Source organism: Paraburkholderia sp. (assembly GCF_047605525.1).
In the GTDB taxonomy this organism is placed as follows: Bacteria; Pseudomonadota; Gammaproteobacteria; order Burkholderiales; family Burkholderiaceae; genus Paraburkholderia.
In genome coordinates this window covers 396169-416858 of sequence record NZ_JASGFN010000001.1, presented here as the reverse complement: position 1 = coordinate 416858, position 20690 = coordinate 396169, and the positions used below count along the sequence as shown (strand labels likewise).

Annotated in this window: 16 protein-coding genes, 1 tRNA gene and 1 pseudogene; 12 read left to right on the top strand and 6 right to left on the bottom strand. The window is 65.6% G+C overall.

The features are described 5' to 3' along the window. Nucleotides 1-16: 16 nt before the first annotated feature. Nucleotides 17-718, bottom strand: coding sequence for a copper homeostasis protein CutC (locus QM685_RS01940; RefSeq protein WP_415112150.1), 702 nt, complete (start codon nucleotides 716-718; stop codon nucleotides 17-19). A 71-nt stretch (nucleotides 719-789) separates the two neighbouring features. Beyond that, on the bottom strand, nucleotides 790-2058 hold the full coding sequence (locus tag QM685_RS01935) for an EAL domain-containing protein (protein ID WP_415112149.1): 1269 nt from the start codon (nucleotides 2056-2058) through the stop codon (nucleotides 790-792). A 366-nt stretch (nucleotides 2059-2424) separates the two neighbouring features. Here QM685_RS01935 and QM685_RS01930 point away from each other — a divergent pair, with 366 nt between their 5' ends. Further along, nucleotides 2425-4080: a Na+/H+ antiporter gene (locus QM685_RS01930; RefSeq protein ID WP_415112148.1), complete on the top strand. Its 1656-nt coding sequence runs from the start codon at nucleotides 2425-2427 to the stop codon at nucleotides 4078-4080. 58 nt (nucleotides 4081-4138) lie between these two features. Here the strand turns inward: QM685_RS01930 and QM685_RS01925 are convergent, their stop codons facing one another. Together QM685_RS01925 and QM685_RS01920 are read right to left on the bottom strand one after the other, a co-directional pair. Then, nucleotides 4139-5446, bottom strand: coding sequence for a solute carrier family 23 protein (locus tag QM685_RS01925; protein ID WP_415112147.1), 1308 nt, complete (start codon nucleotides 5444-5446; stop codon nucleotides 4139-4141). A gap of 210 nt (nucleotides 5447-5656) precedes the next feature. Then, entirely contained in the window at nucleotides 5657-7210 is a 1554-nt protein-coding gene (locus QM685_RS01920; RefSeq protein ID WP_415112146.1) for a diguanylate cyclase, read from the bottom strand. A 474-nt stretch (nucleotides 7211-7684) separates the two neighbouring features. Between QM685_RS01920 and QM685_RS01915 the strand changes: the two genes are divergently transcribed. The 11 genes and pseudogenes from QM685_RS01915 (at nucleotide 7685) to QM685_RS01865 (ending at nucleotide 19867) form a co-directional block, all read left to right on the top strand. After that, complete coding sequence (locus tag QM685_RS01915) at nucleotides 7685-9256, top strand: ABC transporter substrate-binding protein (RefSeq protein ID WP_415112145.1); 1572 nt, start codon at nucleotides 7685-7687, stop codon at nucleotides 9254-9256. Nucleotides 9257-9348: 92 nt separating this feature from the next. Beyond that, on the top strand, nucleotides 9349-10509 hold the full coding sequence (locus QM685_RS01910; protein WP_415112321.1) for an NAD(P)/FAD-dependent oxidoreductase: 1161 nt from the start codon (nucleotides 9349-9351) through the stop codon (nucleotides 10507-10509). After that, a pseudogene (locus QM685_RS01905) lies at nucleotides 10490-10777 on the top strand ((2Fe-2S)-binding protein); the annotation flags it as partial. The gene QM685_RS01910 and the pseudogene QM685_RS01905, both read left to right, overlap by 20 nt. An 80-nt stretch (nucleotides 10778-10857) precedes the next feature. After that, nucleotides 10858-12255, top strand: a complete 1398-nt coding sequence (locus tag QM685_RS01900; RefSeq protein WP_415112144.1) for an FAD-dependent oxidoreductase — start codon at nucleotides 10858-10860, stop codon at nucleotides 12253-12255. Further along, on the top strand, nucleotides 12252-13421 hold the full coding sequence (locus QM685_RS01895) for an NAD(P)/FAD-dependent oxidoreductase (protein WP_415112143.1): 1170 nt from the start codon (nucleotides 12252-12254) through the stop codon (nucleotides 13419-13421). The genes QM685_RS01900 and QM685_RS01895 overlap by 4 nt, the downstream gene beginning before the upstream one ends. Continuing rightward, complete coding sequence (locus tag QM685_RS01890) at nucleotides 13418-14359, top strand: ABC transporter permease (protein WP_415112142.1); 942 nt, start codon at nucleotides 13418-13420, stop codon at nucleotides 14357-14359. The genes QM685_RS01895 and QM685_RS01890 overlap by 4 nt, the downstream gene beginning before the upstream one ends. Then, nucleotides 14356-15243 carry an ABC transporter permease gene (locus tag QM685_RS01885; RefSeq protein ID WP_415112141.1) on the top strand — a complete coding sequence of 296 codons (888 nt, stop codon included), beginning with the start codon at nucleotides 14356-14358 and terminating at the stop codon, nucleotides 15241-15243. The genes QM685_RS01890 and QM685_RS01885 overlap by 4 nt, the downstream gene beginning before the upstream one ends. Then, a complete protein-coding gene (locus tag QM685_RS01880; RefSeq protein WP_415112140.1) occupies nucleotides 15240-16262 on the top strand; it encodes an ABC transporter ATP-binding protein in 1023 nt (340 codons plus the stop codon). Before QM685_RS01885 ends, QM685_RS01880 begins: the two co-directional genes overlap by 4 nt. Then, on the top strand, nucleotides 16259-17242 hold the full coding sequence (locus QM685_RS01875) for an ABC transporter ATP-binding protein (RefSeq protein ID WP_415112319.1): 984 nt from the start codon (nucleotides 16259-16261) through the stop codon (nucleotides 17240-17242). The genes QM685_RS01880 and QM685_RS01875 overlap by 4 nt, the downstream gene beginning before the upstream one ends. Before the next feature lie 120 nt (nucleotides 17243-17362). Continuing rightward, the gene (locus tag QM685_RS01870) at nucleotides 17363-18808 is read left to right on the top strand and encodes an MmgE/PrpD family protein (protein ID WP_415112139.1); all 1446 of its coding nucleotides are present in this window, start codon (nucleotides 17363-17365) and stop codon (nucleotides 18806-18808) included. A gap of 141 nt (nucleotides 18809-18949) precedes the next feature. After that, nucleotides 18950-19867: a LysR substrate-binding domain-containing protein gene (locus QM685_RS01865; RefSeq protein ID WP_415112138.1), complete on the top strand. Its 918-nt coding sequence runs from the start codon at nucleotides 18950-18952 to the stop codon at nucleotides 19865-19867. A gap of 307 nt (nucleotides 19868-20174) precedes the next feature. Here QM685_RS01865 and QM685_RS01860 read toward each other — a convergent pair. Further along, nucleotides 20175-20250 (bottom strand) — tRNA-Ala (locus QM685_RS01860). 64 nt (nucleotides 20251-20314) lie between these two features. Beyond that, complete coding sequence (locus QM685_RS01855) at nucleotides 20315-20686, bottom strand: c-type cytochrome (RefSeq protein WP_415112317.1); 372 nt, start codon at nucleotides 20684-20686, stop codon at nucleotides 20315-20317. Between the last annotated feature and the right edge of the window lie 4 nt (nucleotides 20687-20690).

Below are 20690 nucleotides of genomic sequence, written 5' to 3'. Positions count from 1 at the left end.
CCGCGTGCCTCACGTCTCAGCGCGACGTCGCATCGAGCAGCGCCCTCACCTTGGCGACCTTCGCGGGATCGACCGGCGCGAGACCGTTGCCGTCCACGCGCACGCCGGAGCCGAAATGCACGGCCTCGACACACGTTGCGCTCACAAAGCCGGCGAGCGCCTCGACCGTCAAACCCGCGGCCGCCAGCACCGTGCAATGCGAGCCCGAAGCCTGCCGCACCAGTTCGCCGAGTGTCGCCTCCGCCTGTAACACCGACGGCTTGCCGCCCGACGTCAGCACGCTGGTCACCGCATCGAAACCGAGCAGCACGTCCAGTGCTTCGCGCAGATCGCGTGCTTCGTCGAACGCGCGATGGAATGTGATCGCGAGGCCATCTGCGGCATCGCACGCACGCGCGAGACCTTCGCGATCGATCGCGCGATGCGCGTCGAGCATGCCGATCACGATGCCGTTCGCGCCGGCCGCCTTCACCGCGCGGATGTCGCGCAGCATCACCGCGTAGTCGTCGGCGTCGTAGACGAACGAGCGGCTATGCGGCCGCACGATCACGTTCACCGGGATATCGACCGCGGCGAGCGCCGCCTCGATCAGCCCGACGCTCGGCGTGAGACCACCCTCGCCCATCGCGGCTATAAGTTCGAGACGGTCGGCGCCGGCCCGCGCGGCGGCGCGCGCATCGGCGACGGTCGTGGCAATCACTTCGAGCAGCACGGACATGAATCCAACCCGGTGTCGTTGAAAACGACATCATCGCAGAACCGCGCCTGGTGTTCTTCGCGCCGCTCGCGCTACTCGTCCACCCAGTCGATATCGCCGCACAGCACGCAGGTCTGCTCGCCGACGCGCGTCGCCATCGACAGCGTCACGCACGGCAACGCCTCGTTGATCGACAGATACGGCCGCGTCACGTGCACACGCTCGGGCGCGTTGATCGCGGCGCTGAAATACGGACGACGCAGCCAGTTCGCGCCCTGCGCATCGGCGAGCGGCAAGAAGCGTGTCTCGTGCGCCGCCCGATCCGCGCGCAACACGACGTTGCGGCCCGCCTGGCGGCCTTTCGCGTCGAGCAGAAAGCAGCGCGCCGCGTGATCGAGCGCGAGGAAATTCCAGCACACTTCGTCGAGCGGTTCGCCCGCGGCCAGCCGCTCCGCGGCGCGCTCGAACGCGCGCAGATACGGCGCGAGACGGCTCGCGCCGAGGCGCTCGCGGGCTTCGGCCTGCTCGCGATAGCGCTCCGTGACTTCGCCGATGCAGGCCGCCGCATGGACGGCGTCGGCGACACCGGGATTGGGCCGGCCGAAGAAAAAGCCCTGCACGAAGTCGGCGTTGCAGGCGAGCGCCATCTGAGCTTCATGCTCGGTTTCGACGCCTTCGACCAGCACGAGCTTGCCCGCCTCGTGCAGCAGCGCCACCAGCCCCGGCAGGATCGTCGCCATGTCGGCACGATGCGCGGCGTGCGACAGCAGGATGCGGTCGAGCTTCACGATGTCGGGGTTCAGTTGCCAGATACGCTCGATGTTCGAATGGCCGGCGCCGAAATCGTCGAGCGCGATCAGGAAGCCGCGCTCGCGAAACTCGCGCACGGCATCGGCGAGACGATCGAGATCTTCGGCGCTCTGCTCGAGCACTTCGAGCACGACGCGCCGCGGCGACAGGTCGAGCCGCCGCAGATTCGCGAGCAGGGCCGCCGCGAGATACGGATCGGTGAGCACGCCCGGATGTACGTTCAGGAACAGCCACTCGCGCTCGGCGCCGAGCACCTTGAAGTTTTCCAGATGCAGCGTCTGCGCGAGCCGGTCGAGTTGCAGCGCCTCGCCGACGCGCGTGGCGTCGCCGAACACGTCGAGCGGCGACACCGGGCGATCGAGCGCGTCGTGCGCGCGCAGCAACCCTTCGTAGCCGACCGCCCGCATATGCGACAGGCTGAAAATCGGCTGGAATACGCTCGTCAGCGTCAGCTCGCCATGCTGCACCGAATAACGGTGAAGACCCGAAGCCACCTCGACCTCGAAACCGTACGGCGCGCTCGCCGCTCTTTCCTGTTGCGCAATCGTCATGCAGTCCTCTCACGCAGGAACCGGCCGGTCCGAACACGGAAGCGGACACGCGGCGGCGGTTCTAAAAATGTGCGTCATCGGTACCGGTTAAGCAAGCTCCGTGCGCACGCTGGCGCACATAGCGATGTAATTCGACCGACAGTCTGCACCGGCGGCAGGGGGCGTGCGCCGCGCGTGGGCGCGACGCGCACCGTTGCGGTGCGCGAGCCGCGCACGCGCATCGTGCGCGCCCGGCGGCAGCCCCGCGCGTCGCCGGGCTACACTCGACCCTGCGCGCCGTGGCCCCTTGCCGTCGTTCACATCCGATCACGCGAGCGATGGACGCGGCGCCCTTCTTCAAGCCCCTTCATCCGCCCGGAACACACGATGGAAATTGTCTTCACCGTCCTGATCCTGTTACTCGCCGTCGCGGCCTCCGGCATGCTGACCCGCGCGCTGCCGTTCAAGCTGCCGCTGCCGCTCGTGCAGATCGCGATCGGCGCGCTGCTCGCGTGGCCGCGGCTCGACCTGCACGTCACGTTCGATCCGGAAATCTTCATGCTGCTGTTCATCCCGCCGCTGCTGTTCGCGGATGGCTGGCGCATCCCGAAGCGCGAGTTCTTCATGGCGCGCCGCGCGATCCTGATGCTCGCGCTCGGCCTCGTGTTCATGACGGTGCTGGTGGTCGGCTACTTCGCGCATGCGCTCGTGCCGCAGATCTCGCTGCCGGTCGCGTTCGCGCTCGCCGCGGTGCTGTCGCCGACCGACGCGGTCGCGCTGAGCGGCATCGCCGGCAAGGGCAGGATTCCGGGGCAACTGATGCATATCCTCGAAGGCGAGGCGCTGATGAACGACGCGTCGGGCCTCGTCGCGCTGAAGTTCGCGATCGCCGCCGCGCTGACCGGCGCGTTTTCGCTGCGTGAGGCGTCGATCAGCTTCGTCGTGATCGCGGTGGGCGGCCTCGCGGTCGGCGCGGCGGTGAGCGCGCTGTTCAGCTTCGTGTCCGCGCGTTTCCTCAATCTCACCGAAGAAGGCGACCCCGCGCCCGGCGTCGTGATGACGCTGCTGATCCCGTTCGCCGCCTATCTGACCGCCGAGCGCTTCGAGCTGTCGGGCATCCTCGCCGCGGTGTCCGCCGGCATGATGATGAATTACGCGAGCATCGCGAACACGTGGCAGGTTGCCTCGCGCGTGCGGGCCACGAGCACGTGGACGATGATCGAGTTCGTGTTCAACGGGATGGTGTTCATCCTGCTGGGCCTGCAGTTCCCGCACATCCTCGGCCGCGCGCTGCTCGACGCGCACGAAACCAGCGACGCGCAGGTCGTGCTGCTGATCAGCTATATCGTCGCGGTCGCGGTCGCGCTGTATGCGATGCGCTTCGTGTGGGTGTGGCTGCTGCGCTGGTTCGCGAGCCGCGGCGCGGCGAAGCACGGCGTCGCGAACGCGGTGCCGGGGCTGCGCATGGTGTCGGTGACGACGGTCGCCGGCGTGCGCGGGGCGGTGACGCTCGCGGGCGTGCTGTCGCTGCCCGAGCTGTTGCCGGACGGCACGCCGCTGCCGGGACGCGATCTGGCGATTTTCATCGCGTCGGGCGTGATCCTGCTGTCGCTGCTGGTCGCGGTCGCGGCATTGCCGCTATTGCTGCGCGGCTGGCGGCGCGGCAAGGACCCGCACGCGGCCGAGGAAGCGCTCGCGCGCACGCTCGCCGCGCAAGCCGCGATTCGCGCGGTCGACGACATGCACGACACCGAGTGCGCGGACCTCGATGAATCGGCGCAAGCGTATGCGACCGATGTGACCGCGCGGGTGATGGACCTGTACCGCCGCCGCCTCGCGACGTTCGATGACGAACAGGAGCCGCGCGAGCTCGCGCGCCGCGCCGACGCGCTCGAATTCCGGATGAAGCTCGCGGCGATGCGCGCCGAGCGCAAGGCGCTGCTCGATCTGCGCAGCAGTCAGCAGATCAACGACGAGACGTTGAACAAGCTGATGCGTGAGGTGGATCTGTCGGAGACGGCGCTGACCGCGCGCAAGCGGTAGCGGTGATGGACGCCCCGGCCGACCGCCCGGGCAAGCCGCGGCCGGCGTCCACGGGAAATCAGGCGACCGGCCCCAGCGTCGGCTTCCGTCTCAGCAGCGCATGGAGAATGATCGCGCCGAACGTCGCGGTGCCGATCCCGCCGAGACCGAAGCCGCCGAGCTTCAGCGAGAAGTCGCCGGCGCCGAGCACGAGCGTGACGGCCGCGACGATCAGATTGCGGTTGTCGGAGAAGTCCACCTTGTTGACCACCCAGATGCGCGCGCCCGTCACCGCGATCAGCCCGAACACGACGATCGACACGCCGCCCAGCACCGGCCCCGGAATCGTCTGGATCACCGCGCCGAATTTCGGCGAGAAACCGAGCACGAGCGCGATCAGCGCGGCGATCACGAACACCAGCGTCGAATAGATCTTCGTGACCGCCATCACGCCGATATTCTCCGCGTACGTCGTCACGCCGGTGCCGCCGGCGAAGCCGGACACGATCGTCGCGAGCGCGTCGCCGAGAAACGCACGGCCGATATAGCGGTCGAGGTTCTGCCCGGTCATCGCGCTCACCGCCTTGATATGGCCGAGATTCTCGGCGACGAGGATCACCGCGATCGGCGCGAGCAGCGTCATCGCGTGCGGATCGAACACCGGCGCCGTGAAGTGCGGCATGCCGAACCACGCGGCGTTCGCGACGATCGAGAAATCGACCGGCTTGCCCATGCCGAGGCCGTTCGTCACGATTGCGTAGATCACGTAGGCGACCAGCAGGCCGATCAGGATCAAAAGACGCTGCAGCATGCCGCGCGCGAACACCGCGACCGCGCCGACGCACAACACCGTCACGAGCGCCATCCACGAGTCGAAGTTGCTGCCGCTCACGCCATGCACGGCGATCGGCGCGAGGTTCAGGCCGATCACGCAGACGATCGCGCCGGTCACGACGGGCGGCATCAGCGTTTCGATCCAGCGCGTGCCGACCGCCGACACGATCAGGCCGATCACCCCATACACGACGCCGCACGCGATGATGCCGCCCAGCGCGACCGGAATGTTCGGATTCGCGCCATGGCCGCCGTAGCCGGTCACCGCGATCACGAGGCCGATGAACGCGAAGCTCGAGCCGAGATAGCTCGGCACGCGGCCGCCCACCAGCACGAAGAACAGCAGCGTGCCGATCCCCGACATGAAGATGCACAGGTTCGGATCGAAGCCCATCAGCAGCGGCGCGAGCACGGTCGAACCGAACATCGCGACGACGTGCTGGATGCCCATCGCGAACATCTGCGGCCACGCGAGCCGTTCGTCGATGCCGACGATGCCGCCCTCGGCGGCGGCGGGCTGGCGGCGCCAGCTGGGGAAATAGGATGCGGCCATCGCGGGGGTTCTCCTCTTGGGTCGGCGTGTGTATGTGTACGGTTCACGCGCTATGGCGTGGGGGGCCGGCAGGTTACGCGCGAGTTTACGGAGAGCAATAAGCGCTGACAAGCGGGACTGAGAGGCGGGGGGCTGGAAAGCGGAAGGCTGAAAAGCGAAACTGAAAAGCAGGACTGAAAAGCGCGGCCAGTAAATGGGCGGACAGGCGCCTCAACCCGGACCCCGCCCCTTCCCCTCCGGCATCACGGCTTTCTCGTCCGGCGTCACGACGTCGTGATCGACCGGCACGGCATCCGCCGTCGCGCAAAAGCTCATCACGCGATTACGCCCCGCGTCCTTCGCGCGGTAGAGCGCTTCGTCGGCGGCATCGATGAGCGCGCGATGCGTCGCGATCGCCGGACCCTGCGCGGTCGCCGCGCCAACGCTCACGGTCAGCACGTGATGCGCGCTCGCCACATGGCGGCACTGCAGCGCCTCGACCGCCGCGCGAATCTTCCCGGCGATGCACAACGCGCCCGCGTCGCCGGTATCCGGCAGCAGCACCGCGAACTCCTCGCCGCCATAGCGCGCCGCCGTGTCGCCCGGGCGCCGCACGCTCTCCGCGATGCAGCGCGCCACGCCGATCAGCGCTTCGTCGCCCGCCGAATGGCCGTACAGGTCGTTGAAACCCTTGAAGTAGTCGACGTCGATCAGCAGCAGCGACAGCGGCAAGCCGCTGCGCTGCGCGCGGCGCCACTCGTCGTTCAGGTGCTCCTCGAACGCGCGGCGGTTGTTCAGGCCGGTCAGCCCGTCGGTGCGCGCGAGTTCGTGCAACTCTTCCTCGGCCTCGCGGCGGCGCCGCAACTGCTGCGAGAACAGGATCGCGAGCGCGATGATCGTCACGTCGAGCGCGGCGATCAGCGTGCCGATGATCCACGCGCGCCGCCGCCACTGCACGTAGATGTCCTGCGTCGACAGCGCGACATCGAGGATCAGCGGATAGATGTCGATATGGCGGAACGCGTACCAGCGCTCGACGCCGTCGATCGCCGCCGTGCCGAAGAAGTCGCCGCTCGGGTGCCGGACGAAGCGCGAATAGTTCGCGGTGCCGGTCAGGTTGATGCCGATCGTCTTCGAATCGTAAGGACGGCGCATCAGCATCGTGCCATCGCTCAGCATCAGGGCCATCGAGCCGCTCGGGCCGAGCTTCATGCCGTCGAATAACCGGTGAAAATAGGTGAGGCGCAGCGTGCCGACCACCACGCCGCCGAAGCTGCCGTCCGGCCGCGAAATGCGCCGGCTCAGCGCGATGCGCAGATCCTCGTCGCTGCCGGTCGGGCTGAATGGATGACTGATGAAGAGGCCCGTATCGGGCGAATCGCGATGCACCCTGAAGTAGTCGCGGTCGGCGAGATTGGCCGGCGGCGGCGCCAGAGCCCGCGAATCGAAGCGCACGTTGCCGTGCTCATCGAGCACGAACACCGAACCCATGTCCTTCGCGCTGATCGAGCCGTCGAACAGCACCATCTGACGGATCTCCGGCGGCAGGTCGAGCACGCCGGGCTGCTTCAGTCCGTCGATCACCGCGCGCAGCGACAGGTCGTAGATCTCCAGATTGCGCGACACGTCGCGCTCGACCAGCAGCGACACGTTGAAGATCGCGTCCTGCGCGCGCCGCAGCGCGTCATCGCGCATCTGCGCGAGCAGCAACACGGCGATCGCCAGAATCGCGCCGGCTAGCACGACGCTGATCGCAATCACGACGTTCGGTCGGCGCGTCACCATTCGCTGTTCGTTCTGTTCTGTTCTGACATGCGCTGAACCACGCGCGTAAAGAAACGGCCGCGCCTCGTTAATTACCCTGGGCGCGCACCCTGTGAACCGCTAGCGTAGCAGACGCCGCCACCCCGCAAACGGCCAAACAGACGTGTTTTGCGGGTTTGCCCCGATGCCGCGCGCATGGCCGGCGCGAAATCCGTGTGATCCCCGCCCAGCAAGCCGGCCGGACCGTTGCGCCGGTTATGCCGGATGGCTGTCCACCCGCCTCGCCTGTCGTGACGGTTCATACGGGCTTTGCACGCAAGGAGGACACACTGGTTGCCTCTGCGCCGGCATGCGGATAGGGATTACCCGACGTATAACCTTCTGGAATGACCAATGCGGATACCGGACTTTGACATCCCAATTTGGCGGTCCTACCTTGGGATCGCCCATAAACGATGCAGTTGACCGATGCGTCTCGACCCAAGAACGGACTACATGAACAGTCGACTCTTCTCCCTGCTCTTCACAACGCTCGTTGTTGCAACTGGAACGTATCCTCTTGCGGCACATGCGCAAACCGATCCACGCCCGACGATTCACATAAGCTCCGGCGCCGAAGATATTGCGACGCTGGACCCGGATCGCGCCACCTCGACCAATGACGTCACCGTCGTGGCCGAGATATTCAACGGCCTCGTCCGTTTCGCCCCAGGCAGCGCGGACCCGAAATCGCTCGAACCCGATCTCGCCGAAAGCTGGCAAGCCTCGAACGACAGCAAGGCCTGGACGTTCCATCTGCGTCACGGCGTCAACTTCCAGGGCGGCTGGGGGGAATTGACCGCGGCCGATGTCGTCTACTCGCTCAAGCGTGCCGCGGACCCGAAGCGCTCGAGCTTCGCGGCGGACTTCTCGGAGATCGACAAGGTCGAAGCCCTTGATCCCTACACCGTGCAGGTCACGCTGAAATACCCGGACAGCACTTTTCCCGGGCGCGTGTCGAACTACCACGGCGGCTACGTCGTCAGCATGAAGGCGGCTGAAAAATACGGCAGCCAGTTCGGCAACCATCCGGTCGGCACCGGCCCGTTCGCGTTCAGCGAGCATGTGACCCAGCAATACGTCAAACTGGTGGCGAACGACCAGTACTTCCGTGGCAAGCCCAGGCTCGCCGGCATCACCTATCGGATGATCCCCTCGGACAGCGATCGCGAGCTGGCGTTCGGTTCCGGCGAACTCGACGTCATCTATGGCAAGCGCGAGCAACGCTGGGTGGAACGCGAACGCAAGCGCAGCGGGGCGCACGTCGACATCTTCCAGCCGGCGGAATTCCGCTCGCTATTCATCAACCGCACGATCAAGCCGCTCGACAACATCAAGGTGCGCGAGGCGATCGCCGAAGCGATCAACGTCGACGAGATCATGCATTACGTCGGTGGCGATGTGGCCATCAAGGGGTGCTCGGCAGTTCCGCCCGGTTACCTCGGGGAGGATTGCTCGAGTGGCGGTTATACCTACAACGCCGCAAACGCGCGCAAGCGGCTCGCCGAAGCCGGGTATCCCAACGGAATCACGATCAGATCGATCGTGTCGAATATCTCGGCGCAGCAGCCGATCATGGAAATCATCCAGGCGCAACTGGCCAAGGCCGGCATCACGCTGAACATGCAGGTCGTCGATCATTCGACCTATCAGGCGCAGAGCCGGAAAGATCTGAGCGCACTCGTGTTCTACGGTGCGGCGCGCTATCCGAGCGCCGATATCTGGCTGAGCGAGTTCTACGATTCGGCTTCGTCGGTCAATACGCCGACGGCGATGTCGAACTTCTCGCATTGCGCGGCCGCGGATGCCGACATTCGCGCGGCGCACGTGGAGCCGGATCCCAACAGGAAGCTGGCCTTGTGGAAGAGCGCGCAGCAGAAGATTCACGACGATGTGTGCACCGTGCCGCTGTTCGGCCTGCTTCAGGTGTGGGTGCATAGCGACAAGGTGCAGTATGGATATGACCTGAAGGGCTCGCTGAACCTCGCTCCGCTCATTACCGAAAAAACCACGCTGACCAGTCACTGAAGGCTTTGACGGGTGCATCAGTCCGGCCCGATCCACAAGCTGGATGGGCTCGGGGGCTCCGCACCGGACCTGGTCATTTTGCCCATACCGCCATGACATCAGATAGCACCATTCAACATCCGCATGACACGCGCTCCTGCGATGCGATCGTCGTCGGCGCGGGCGTAGTGGGGACCGCCATCGCGTACGGTCTGGTCCGGCAGGGTCTGCGCGTGCTCGTGCTCGACGGCACGGATGGCGACTTGCGCGCGGCGAAGGCGAACTTCGGCCTGGTGTGGGTACAGGGCAAAGGCTTCGGTCAGCCGGCCTATCAGCAGCTTTCGCGGCGCAGCGCGGCGTTGTGGTCCGCCTTCGCGCGCGAGTTGACCGCGGAGAGCGGCATCGAACTCGATTACCGGGCTGAAGGCGGCATTCACTTCTGCCTCGGCCAGACGCAATGGGAACAACGGGCCGGGAAGCTCTCGCGCCTCGCCGATCAGTTGCCGGGCCATGAAAGCTGCACGGAAATGCTCGATCGCGCGCAACTGCAACGCCTCTTCCCAAAGGTGCAATTCGGGCCCGAGGTAAGTGGCGCGAGCTATGGGCGCATGGATGGCCATGTCAATCCGCTCCGTTTACTGGCGGCCCTGCAGCGCGGGTTCCAGTTGCGGGGCGGAAATTTACGGACCAACAGCCCTGTCTCGCGGATTGCGCCGCTTTCCGGTGGCGGCTTCTCGGTCCATGCCGGCACGCAACGGTTCGAGGCGGCCCGGGTCGTCGTCGCCGCTGGTCTTGGCTCATCGGCGCTCGGCCCGATGGTCGGGCTGGATGTCCCGCTGCGGCCGCAGCGGGGGCAACTGCTCGTCACGGAGCGGCTGGCCCCGCTCCTGCCGCTGCCGGCCAGCGGTCTGCGGCAGACGGCGGAAGGCACCGTGATGATCGGCGTCACTCAGGAAGAAGTCGGCTACGACCTGAGCACGACGACGGTTGCCGCGGCGCGCATGAGCCGTCAAGCCGGCCGTGTGTTGCCCGCGCTCCGGCAAGCGCAGCTCGTGCGGCATTGGTCTTGCCTGCGCGTGATGACGCCGGACGGCTGCCCCGTCTACGCCGGGTCCGCCGACCATCCCGGTGCCTGGATCGCCTTGTGCCACTCCGGCATCACGCTCGCCGCATTCCATGCCGGACCGCTTGCCGCCGCATTCGCGCAAGCGCGGATTCCAGACGAACTACAGATCTTTCACCATGGACGCTTCAATGTTCCGCAAACTGCATGACCCTGGCGAGCAGGCCCCCGGCTTGACGGTGACGATCGATGGACAAACGGTAAGCGCCGAGTCGGGCGAAAGCGTGGCCGCTGTTCTGCTGCGGCTCGCTTCTCCGATCTCGCGTACCACGCCCGTGAACGGCAGTCCGCGCACGCCGTATTGCATGATGGGCGTGTGCTTCGAATGCCTGGCCAGCGTCGATGGCGTGGCCTCCGTGCAGACCTGCCTCGTGCAGGTGCGCGACGGGATGCGCGTGGAGCGGCAACATGGCCGCCGCGTGCTCACGGCGACGGCGCGGGACGATGCCGCTGTCGACACCGTTGCCTCTCGCGGCGGCACGACGGAAGGAGCGCCGCGATGAGCCGCGCGGTCGACTTGCTGATCGTCGGCGCGGGGCCGGCGGGCATGAGCTCGGCGCTGCGGGCACGCAGCCTTGGCTTGAGCGTGCTGGTCGTGGACGATCAGCACGCGCCGGGCGGCCAGATCTGGCGCGCGGTCGAAGCTCGGGCAGGGACACGGACGGGGAATTTGCTGGGCGACGAATATGCCGCCGGTCTTCCGCTCGCCCGCGCGTTTCGCGCGAGCGGTGCGCTTTACGAACCGGGCACGCAGGTGTGGCAGATCGAGCCCGGCTGGCAGGTCTTCATGAGCCGCGCACAGCAGGCGGAATGCGTGCAGGCGGCCAACGTGCTGCTGGCCACGGGTGCGCAGGAGCGTCCCGCGCCGTTTCCGGGCTGGACCTTGCCGGGCGTGCTGACCGTGGGGGCGGCGCAGATTCTCCTGAAAACGGCGCGCGAGATTCCGCAAACGCCGCCGTGGATCGCGGGCAGCGGTCCGCTGGTGCTGCTTTACATGGTGCAGTTGCTGCGCGCCGGTGGCCGTATCGCCGGTTGGCTCGATACCTCGCCCGCCGGCGGTTGGCCGCGTGCCCTGCCGCACATGGCGGGGGCATTGCGCGGCTGGAAAGACGTGCTCAAGGGCCTGAACTGGACGCGCGAGTTGCGACGGGCCGGCTTTCCCATCGTCCGGGGCGTGACGCACTTGCGCGGGGAAGGCGATGAGCATCTGCAGCATCTCGTCTACCGCACGGCCGATGGAGAGTCGCGGCGAATCCCCGTAGACCTGCTGCTCGTACACGAAGGCGTGGTGCCTTCGATTCATATGACCCAGGCGCTCGGCTGCGAGCATGTCTGGCGCACCGATCAACGCTGCCTCGCACCGAAGCTCGACGAATGGGGGCAGACGAGCCAGCCCGGGATATTTTCGGCCGGCGACGGCGCAGGCATCGGCGGGGCGCGTGCGGCCTGCACGCGTGGCGAGCTGGCCGCGCTCGGCATCGCGGTGCGCGCTGGCAAACTGACCGAAGAAGCGGCGCAGCGCGTTGCCCAGCCCTTACGACGACAACTGGCGGCGCAACTGTCGATGCGTCCGATGCTGGACGCGTTGTACCCGCCGCGCGCGGAACTGTTCGAACCGGCGGACGATACCGTAGTGTGCCGTTGCGAGGAGCTGACGGCTGGCCAGATTCGCGCGGCTGCCCGGATCGGCGAGCCGGGGCCGAATCAGATCAAGGCTTTCACGCGCGCCGGAATGGGACCGTGCCAAGGCCGCCAGTGCGGCTACACCGTCGCGCACATCCTCGCGGCGGCGCACGGCAAACCCGTCGAGGAAATCGGCTTTTATCGCATTCGGCCGCCGTTGAAGCCGTTGACGCTCGGCGAACTGGCATCGCTCGATACGGGGAGCGAAACGTGACGAACCGCGCGGTATTCGACGTTGCCGTGATCGGCGGAGGACTGCACGGACTGTCGGCGGCGTTGCATCTCGGACGCGCCGGCAAGCGCGTCGTCGTGCTGGAGCGTGCCTGGGCCGGCAGGCATGCGTCCGGTGCGTCCGCCGCGGGTGTGCGCACGCTGAACCGCGACCTGCGCGAACTGGACCTTTCTCTCGAATCGATGGAGATGTGGCATCGCATCGCGTCGCTCGTCGGCGACGATTGCGGCTTTCACGCGCATGGTCAGATCTGCGTGGCGGAAAACCCCACGGACCTGTCCACGCTGGAGGCACGCGTCGCCGAACTGAAGGTCAACGGATATACCCATGAAGCCATCATCGATGCCAGGGAGCTGCGCAGACGGGTTCCCGCGATCAGTGCGCATTGCATCGGCGCATCGATCGCGGCGGACAATGGAGCCGCAGATCCGCATCGCACCCTGGCCGCGTTTCGGCGGAGCGCGCAAGCGGCCGGTGTCGTGATTCGCGAAGGATGCGGCGTGCGCCGCATCGAGCGGCGCGGGTCGGACTGGGCCATCGGTACCGACTATTCGACGGCTGGCCCGGCGCGGCAAGCCGGCCCGCTAGTCGTGCCTGTCGTCGTGAACGCGGCGGGCGCGTGGGCCGGCCGTATCGCGGCGATGGTCGGCGACGTGATTCCGCTCGGCACGAAGGCTTCGATGATGATCGTCTCCGAACGCATCGCCCCGATGATCGAGCCCGTCGTATCGGTCGTCGGACGTTCTCTGTCCTTCAAGCAGTCGGACCAGGGCACGCTCGTGATCGGTGGCGGCCTGCAAGGCGTGCCTGATCTCGACCGCGAGACGTCGGAAGTGCGAATGGGCGTCCTGTGCAAAGGCGCTCGCGCGGCGACCGACCTGTTCCCCTGCGTAAGCGATGTTCGCATCGTGCGCGTCTGGTCCGGCCTCGAAGCCAGAACAGCCGATATGCTGCCCGTCATCGGGCCCGCGGTGAACGCGCCGGGGGTGTTCCACGCCTTCGGCTACTCGGGGCACGGTTTTCAGCTCGTTCCCGTCGTCGGCGCGGCATTGACGGAGTTGATCGTCAGCGGTTCAACCCGCCGCGCCATCGCGATGCTGAGTGCCCGGCGCCTGATGGCCGCATCGCCTTCGGAGGTCTCCGCGTGATTCGATATACCGTCAAAAGGCTGCTGCTTGCGATCCCGACGCTGCTGGCCATGCTGACCGCGGTGTTCGTGCTCGTTCGCCTCGTACCGGGCGACCCGGCCGCCGCCATGCTCGGCGACCAGGCGAGTGCGCAGGCGCTGTCGGCGCTGCGCGCCCAGCTCGGTTTGAACTTGCCGCTGCATACGCAATATCTGCACTTCCTGACCGACGTGCTGAGCGGAAATCTGGGCAATTCGCTTTCGAACGGCCAGAGTGTATTGCGAGAAGTCGCGGCCGTGCTGCCATGGACGCTGCAACTGACCATCGCCGCGATCGTCGTCGGCGTCGGGCTCGGCTTGCCCCTGGGGATCTGGGCCGCACTGCGGCGCAATGCGTGGCCCGACTATGTCACCCGTCTGCTCTCGCTGGCCGGCTTGTCGTTCCCCGCGTTCGTCTCGGGCATCCTGATGCTGCTCGTGTTCGCCATCGAGCTCGACTGGTTTCCCGTCATCGGCAGCACGACGTCCGGCAATCCCTGGAACCAATGGCGCGGCCTGGTGTTACCGGCCTTCAACCTGGGCCTGATCATGACGGCCTATGTGACGCGCGTGACACGTTCGTCGATGCTGGGCGTGCTGGGCGAAGACTACATCCGCACGGCTCGCGCCAAAGGCTTGCGACCGGGCCAATTGATCCTGCGCCACGGCCTGCGCAACGCGCTGATTCCCATTTTGACGGTCGTAGGTCTCTATTTCGGCACGCTGATAGGCAACTCGGTGCTGACCGAAATCGTCTTCAATCGGCCCGGTATCGGCAAGCTGATCCTGGGCGCCCTGAACGCGCGCGATTACACCCTGCTGCAAGGTCTGGTGATCGTTTTCGCGTTCTGCGTAATCGTCGTCAATCTGTTGACCGACCTCGCCTATGCGTGGGTCGACCCCCGGGTGAAATACCAATGAGCATCGTGGCAACCCCGTCTCCTACTACCGCGGCCGCCACCCGCCCGGACGGGCTGTGGCGCACGCTGCTCGGCAATCGCATTGCATGGATCGGTTTGATCCTGCTCGCGACGGTCGTCCTCGCGGCGGTGTTCGCGCCATGGATTTCGCCGCACGATCCGATTCAACAAGACATTGCGTACCGGCTGGACCCGCCCTCGGCGCAGCACTGGCTGGGCACCGACAGCTATGGCCGCGATGTGCTCTCGCGCCTGATCTACGGCGCTCGCATTTCCCTGCTGGTCGGCTTCCTCGCCGTGTTGATCGCGATGGTGGTGGGCTCGTCGCTCGGCATATTGGCGGGATACCTCGGCGGCTGGGTCGACCAGCTCGTGATGGGACTCGTCGACGTGCTGCTGTCGTTTCCCACGCTGCTGCTCGGCCTCATGGTGGCGGCCATGCTCGGCGCCAGCTTGCAGAATCTGGTCGTCGCGATCGCGATCACGGAGATTGCCCCCTTCGTACGCGTCGCGCGCGCGCCGACGATCGCGCTCAAGCAGCGCGATTTCATCGAAGCGGGCCGCGCGCTGGGCTACGGGCCGATCCGGTTGATGGCGGTGCATATCCTTCCCAACATGATCTCGGACGTGATCGTCCTTGGAGCGATGTGGATGGCCACGGCGATCCGCACGGAAGCCTCGCTCAGCTTCATCGGTCTCGGCGTGCCGCCGCCCGTCGCGACATGGGGCGGCATGATACGCGATGGCTTCGACAATATCCTCGACTCGTGGTGGCTGATCGTTTTTCCGTGTCTCGCCATTCTCCTGACGGTGCTGGCCTTGAACCTGCTGGGCGACGCGTTGCGTGACGCGCTCGACCCCAGACTTCGCGGAGAGAAACGATGACGCTGCATCCGGCCGTTCTGGAGCTTCGCGAATTGCGCACCGAATTTCGCCTGCGTCAGCAATGGCATGCTGCCGTACGCGGCGTGTCGCTTTCGGTGGCACGCAACGAGACAGTCGCGCTCGTCGGCGAGTCGGGCAGCGGCAAAAGCGTGACCGCGCTTTCCATCTTGCGCTTGCTGCCGACTGCCGCCGCGCGTCACGCCGGTGGCCAGATCCTTCTCGACGGACGCGATCTGTCGGCGTTGTCCGAAGCGCAGCTCGCGCGCGTGCGCGGCAACCGGATCGCCATGGTGTTCCAGGAACCCATGACTTCGTTGAACCCGACCATGAGGGTCGGCGATCAGATCATCGAAGCAATTCGCCAGCATCAGGACGTCCGGCATGCCGAAGCACGCCGACGGGCACTCGACGCACTGCGGGAGGTGGGCATTCCCGGCGCGGAGAATCGTTTTGACGACTATCCGCACCAGTTCTCGGGCGGCATGCGCCAGCGCGCGATGATTGCAATGGCCCTGGCGTGCAAACCGGCGCTGCTCGTGGCCGACGAACCCACCACCGCGCTGGACGTCACGATCCAGGCGCAGATATTGGCGCTGCTGGCGCAGCTCAAGGCGGCGCATGGGATGTCCGTCCTGTTCATCACGCACAACCTCGGTGTCGTCGCGCAAATCGCCGACCGGGTGGCCGTCATGTACGCGGGCGAGATCGTCGAACTGGCGGACGTGGACGCGCTCTTCGCCCGGCCCACGCATCCTTATACGCAGGCGTTGCTGCGAGCGATGCCGCGCGTCGATCTCGATCTCGATATCGACGAGTTCCAGGGTATTCCGGGGCAGGCGCCCACGCTCGCGACGATGCCGTCCGGTTGCGCGTTCGCGGCGCGCTGCCCGCATCGACAGGCGCGATGCGAACGCGAGCACCCCGATCTGTTGCCGATGCCAGGGAATGCCCCCGCGCACATGGTGCGTTGTCCCGTCATGGTGGAACAGTGTCGAACGAATCCGGATACGTCGCTATGAATGAACTCTTGCGAGTGGACAACCTTGTCAAGCATTTCGTCAGCGGCGGCGCGCGCTTCGGCGCGCCGAAAAGCGTCGTGCGAGCGGTCAACGACGTGTCCTTCTTCGTCGAGCGGGGCAGCTCGATGGGCCTCGTCGGCGAATCCGGCTGCGGTAAATCGACGGTCGCGCGTACATTGCTGCGCCTCATCGAACCTGATTCCGGGTCGATCGTCTTCGACGGGATCGATCTGAGGCGAGCCAATGCCGGGCAAATGCGCGCAGTGCGCCAGCGCATCCAGATCGTGTTCCAGGATCCCTACGCGTCCCTCAATCCACGCCGCACGGTACGTCAGACGCTCGAAGAACCGTTGCGCGTTCATCGAAGAGGCAACGCCCGCACGATCGCGGACAAGGCCGCGAAGACCTTGCTCGACGTCGGGCTTCCGCTCGACGCGCTCGACCGTTACCCGCACGAATTCTCGGGCGGCCAGCGTCAGCGCGTCGGTATAGCGCGTGCGCTCGTGCTCGACCCCGACCTCATCATTGCCGATGAGCCCGTGTCCGCGCTCGACGTCTCGGTGCAAGCGCAGATCCTTCAACTGCTCGCGAAGTTGCGCAAGGAACGCGGGCTATCGTTTGTCTTCGTCTCTCACGACCTCGGCGTGGTACGTCAGTTCTGCGACACCGTAAGCGTCATGTATCTCGGCCGTATCGTCGAGAGCGGACCGACACGCCCGTTGCTGGACGCGCCGGCGCATCCGTACAGCCGGGTGCTCAGAGATTCGTCGCCAGTGCCGGATCCGGGCGAACGGATCCACCTGTCGAAGATCGACGGAGAAATTCCGTCGCCTACGCGCCTGCCCGCCGGTTGCGCCTTTCATCCGCGCTGCTCGCGGGCGGCCGGGCCTTGCACGGAGCACGTCCCGAACCTCGACGCGCTCGGATCGGAACGGAAGGTGGCCTGCCATTTTCCGTTGCTGGCGCGGGAGTACGCATAGCCCGCGGCGCGGCAGCGGCAGCGGCAGCCGCCTTCACGAGGAAGTCTCGGGTTCGTCTCACAGGTCGAAGGCACGATCACAAGATCAAGGCCACAACTCAACGAATCAGCTCATCACATCATGGTTGCATCAGGCAAACGGTCGCAGGCGGCGACTCAACTCGTGACAGGCGCCACGGACTCCATCCGCGCCAACGGTATGGCGACGCACATTGCCGGATACGTGGTGGCGGCCCGCGGACAGCGTGCGAGTGAACCCGCGAGGCAAGCCGCATTCAGGTGCATCCTCGACCTGTTGAGCGCGGCGGTAGCGGGTCTTCACGAGCCAGGTGTAGTCGCCGTGCGTGGCATGGCGCTCGAAACTTTCGGCGTGGGACGTTCATCCATCTGGTTCTCGGGGCTGTCCGGGTCCGCTATCGGTGCCGCGTGGGCCAATAGCGCCGCGGCGTCGGCGCTCGATCTCGACGACGGTCACCGTCTCGCCCGCGGCCATCCGGGAGCGGCGGTAATCCCGACCGCCTTCGCCGTTGCCGAGGAAACCGGCGCCACCCTCGAAGAAATCGTTAGCGCCATCGTCATCGGCTACGAGGTTGGCGTGACGATCGGCGCCGCACGCCTCACGTACGGGAACACGGGCACGTGGTCCGCGTACGCTGTCGTCGCCACGGCCGCCGCATTGCGCCAGACGTCACGCGACGTACTGGAGCATGCACTCGCGATTGCGGGAGAGAGCGCGCCGAACCAGTCGTTCGCAAGCGCTCCCGCACCTCGCACGCCCGACCCGGAGGGGAGCGACGTCAAGGAAGGCATCCCCTGGTCGGTTGTCACCGGTCTCATGGCGCTCGGTATAGCCCAGGCTGGACATACCGGGCCCCGCAATATCCTCGACAGTGCCCGCCACTACCGCTTTCCCGACAAGCTCCGACTGGGCGAGGCCGCGCACATCCGCAACGTCTATTTCAAACTCCACGCGTGCTGCCGCCACGTGCATGCGCCTCTCGATGCGCTATTAGCGCTGGTCCAGCAACACGGCATCGATATGCGCTGCGTCGACTCGATCGAAGTCGCGATTCATGGTGGCGCGCTGCGCATCCTGAATACGTCGCACCCGGCGAATCTCGTTGAAGTTCAATACAGCATCCCTTATTGCCTGGCCCTTGTGGGAATAGTCGGTCCGTCGGCGTTGCTGCCCCTCACGCGTGAGCAGTTGTTCCGTGATGACGTTAGCGCGTTGGCGGAGAAGGTGACGCTGAGGCTGGATTCCGAACTCGATGCCTGCTTCCCCGCGCAGACGTTGGCGCGTGTCACGGTGACGAGCGCGGGACAGCACTTCACATCTGATGTCACCGCGCCGGGCGGCGAAGCGACAAACCCGCTCACCTGGGCGCAGCTGGAGGCGAAATTCCGCGCGGCCACCCGACTGATTGCAACCGGGGGACAACAGAGTCAGGTGCTCGATGCCGTCGATGCGTTGGCTTCGGGTGATCTGTCCACCCTGATGGCTTGTCTTGGTACGCTGGTCCTCGACGATCGATCATCGAACGCGCCGGCGGTGAGCGCCCGGTAGCCTGGGCTCACGCCTTCGATTTACCGATAACCGTCCAGTGGATCGCCCGGGAGCGGAATATCGCATTGCAGATGCCATAACCTTCGATGCATCATCCCATTCAAGCACTAGCTCCTATAAATTGATTCGATAGGGTGATGCATGAAGCGTCAGCTGAACCTGAGACAGATCGAAGCGTTCAAGGCCGTCATAGAACAAGGCACGGTGAGCCGTGCCGCCGAAATCCTCTATATCTCGCAACCGGCCGTCAGCAAGATGCTGACCCACCTCGAGTACAGTTCCGACCTGACCTTGTTCGATCGCGTTCGGGGCAAGCTCGCACCGACGCGCCAGGGGATGCGTCTGTACGCGGAGATCGACCGTATCTTCGCCGGCTTGCGACAGCTCGAGCAGGCCATCGACTCGATCCGCCGCGACGAGCAGCGCCACCTGACCGTCGGTAGCCTCCCCGCGTTGGCCGGCTCGTTCATCCGGCGTGTCTCGCTCAATTTCCTGAAAACGCACCCTGACGTCACACTGGCGATCCACTCGCGCAGTTCGCAGATCGTGACGGAATGGCTCGTTACCCGCCAGCTCGATCTCGGCCTGGTGCACGGCCTGGTCGATAACACTTACCTCGTGCGGGAGCCGCTGATGGAACACGCACTCGTCTGTGCACTCCCACCTTCGCATCCGTTGTGCAAAAAGAAGGTGATTCGCCCACGCGACCTGGACAACGTGCCGTTCGTCACATTCTTCTTCATGAGCCAGACGCGCCAGCTGGTGGAAACCGTTTTTGAAGATCACGGCGTCCGCCTGAATATCGTACTCGAAACCGACAATGCGCCAAGCGTATGCGAATTCGTCGCCTCGGGCGTGGGTGTCTCATTGATTCATCCGCTGTTCGGCGGCGGCATGCAGGACCGCATCGTGCTGCGCCGCTTCGAACCAGAGGTGTACTTTCGCTTCCAGCTTTGTCGCATGCCAGCATCGCAGAACTCGAGTCTTGTCGACGCGTTCTTTCACGAGATTCGGCAGGTGGCCGACGAAGTTTTTCATGAGATGTTGAGTTCTTCATGAATCGCGTGTGGCAGTAACTACTTCTGCCGCGACAAATCTCCATCCGGCAAGACCCTCACCACCACGCTGGTCGGATAGGTCATGTCGATCATGGAAAGAGTGGTATGGATCAGTTGGGTTCGATGACCTACGCAGGAAACCTCAGGCGTTCGTGCAAACCCGCGCGAACCGTAAGCGGTCCCACCGCTCGCCTGGAAGTGAGATCTATATGGATTGGCGTGTACCAAATTCAGTTACATGGCGGTTACCCAGACCGTAAAAACACAAAAGGGTTACAGGCAAATTACCTGTAACCCTTTGATTTTATTGGTGGAGAGGAGGAGGATCGAACTCCCGACCTTCGCATTGCGAACGCGACGCTCTCCCAGCTGAGCTACCCCCCCAACGTGCCGATAATTCTAGCACAGCCGTTTTCCCTTTTGCCAAGCCTCCGGCCTCGGGAAAACCTCATCTGGGCGGCGCGCCCGCGAGCACCCAGTCGACCACCGAGTGAATGTCCGCATCGCTCATCGATTGATGGGCTGGCATCGGAATCATGCCCCACACGCCGGAGCCGCCGTCCTTCACCTTGCGCGCGAGTTTCGCCGGCGCCTGCGCATCGCCCTTGTATTTCGCGGCGATTTGCTGGAACGACGGGCCGACGAGTTTGCGGTCTACCGCGTGGCATCCCATGCACGCATTCGCATTGGCGACCTGCTGGCCACGCGGTGCCTCGGCCGCGTATGCGACCGGCGTCGCCGCGCCCGCCAGCACGCCACCAACGACAAGCGCCCGCGCGACGCTCGCGCGAACCCTAAGCCGACTCGCAGCGCGAGCCACAACC

Excerpts from the sequence above, each read along its gene's own strand:
- QM685_RS01940 (WP_415112150.1), bottom strand. The coding sequence starts at position 718 with ATGTCCGTGCTGCTCGAAGTGATTGCCACGACCGTCGCCGATGCGCGC.
- QM685_RS01935 (WP_415112149.1), bottom strand. The coding sequence starts at position 2,058 with ATGACGATTGCGCAACAGGAAAGAGCGGCGAGCGCGCCGTACGGTTTC.
- QM685_RS01930 (WP_415112148.1), top strand. The coding sequence starts at position 2,425 with ATGGAAATTGTCTTCACCGTCCTGATCCTGTTACTCGCCGTCGCGGCC.
- QM685_RS01925 (WP_415112147.1), bottom strand. The coding sequence starts at position 5,446 with ATGGCCGCATCCTATTTCCCCAGCTGGCGCCGCCAGCCCGCCGCCGCC.
- QM685_RS01920 (WP_415112146.1), bottom strand. The coding sequence starts at position 7,210 with ATGGTGACGCGCCGACCGAACGTCGTGATTGCGATCAGCGTCGTGCTA.
- QM685_RS01915 (WP_415112145.1), top strand. The coding sequence starts at position 7,685 with ATGAACAGTCGACTCTTCTCCCTGCTCTTCACAACGCTCGTTGTTGCA.
- QM685_RS01910 (WP_415112321.1), top strand. The coding sequence starts at position 9,349 with ATGACATCAGATAGCACCATTCAACATCCGCATGACACGCGCTCCTGC.
- QM685_RS01900 (WP_415112144.1), top strand. The coding sequence starts at position 10,858 with ATGAGCCGCGCGGTCGACTTGCTGATCGTCGGCGCGGGGCCGGCGGGC.
- QM685_RS01885 (WP_415112141.1), top strand. The coding sequence starts at position 14,356 with ATGAGCATCGTGGCAACCCCGTCTCCTACTACCGCGGCCGCCACCCGC.
- QM685_RS01880 (WP_415112140.1), top strand. The coding sequence starts at position 15,240 with ATGACGCTGCATCCGGCCGTTCTGGAGCTTCGCGAATTGCGCACCGAA.
- QM685_RS01875 (WP_415112319.1), top strand. The coding sequence starts at position 16,259 with ATGAATGAACTCTTGCGAGTGGACAACCTTGTCAAGCATTTCGTCAGC.
- QM685_RS01870 (WP_415112139.1), top strand. The coding sequence starts at position 17,363 with ATGGTTGCATCAGGCAAACGGTCGCAGGCGGCGACTCAACTCGTGACA.
- QM685_RS01865 (WP_415112138.1), top strand. The coding sequence starts at position 18,950 with ATGAAGCGTCAGCTGAACCTGAGACAGATCGAAGCGTTCAAGGCCGTC.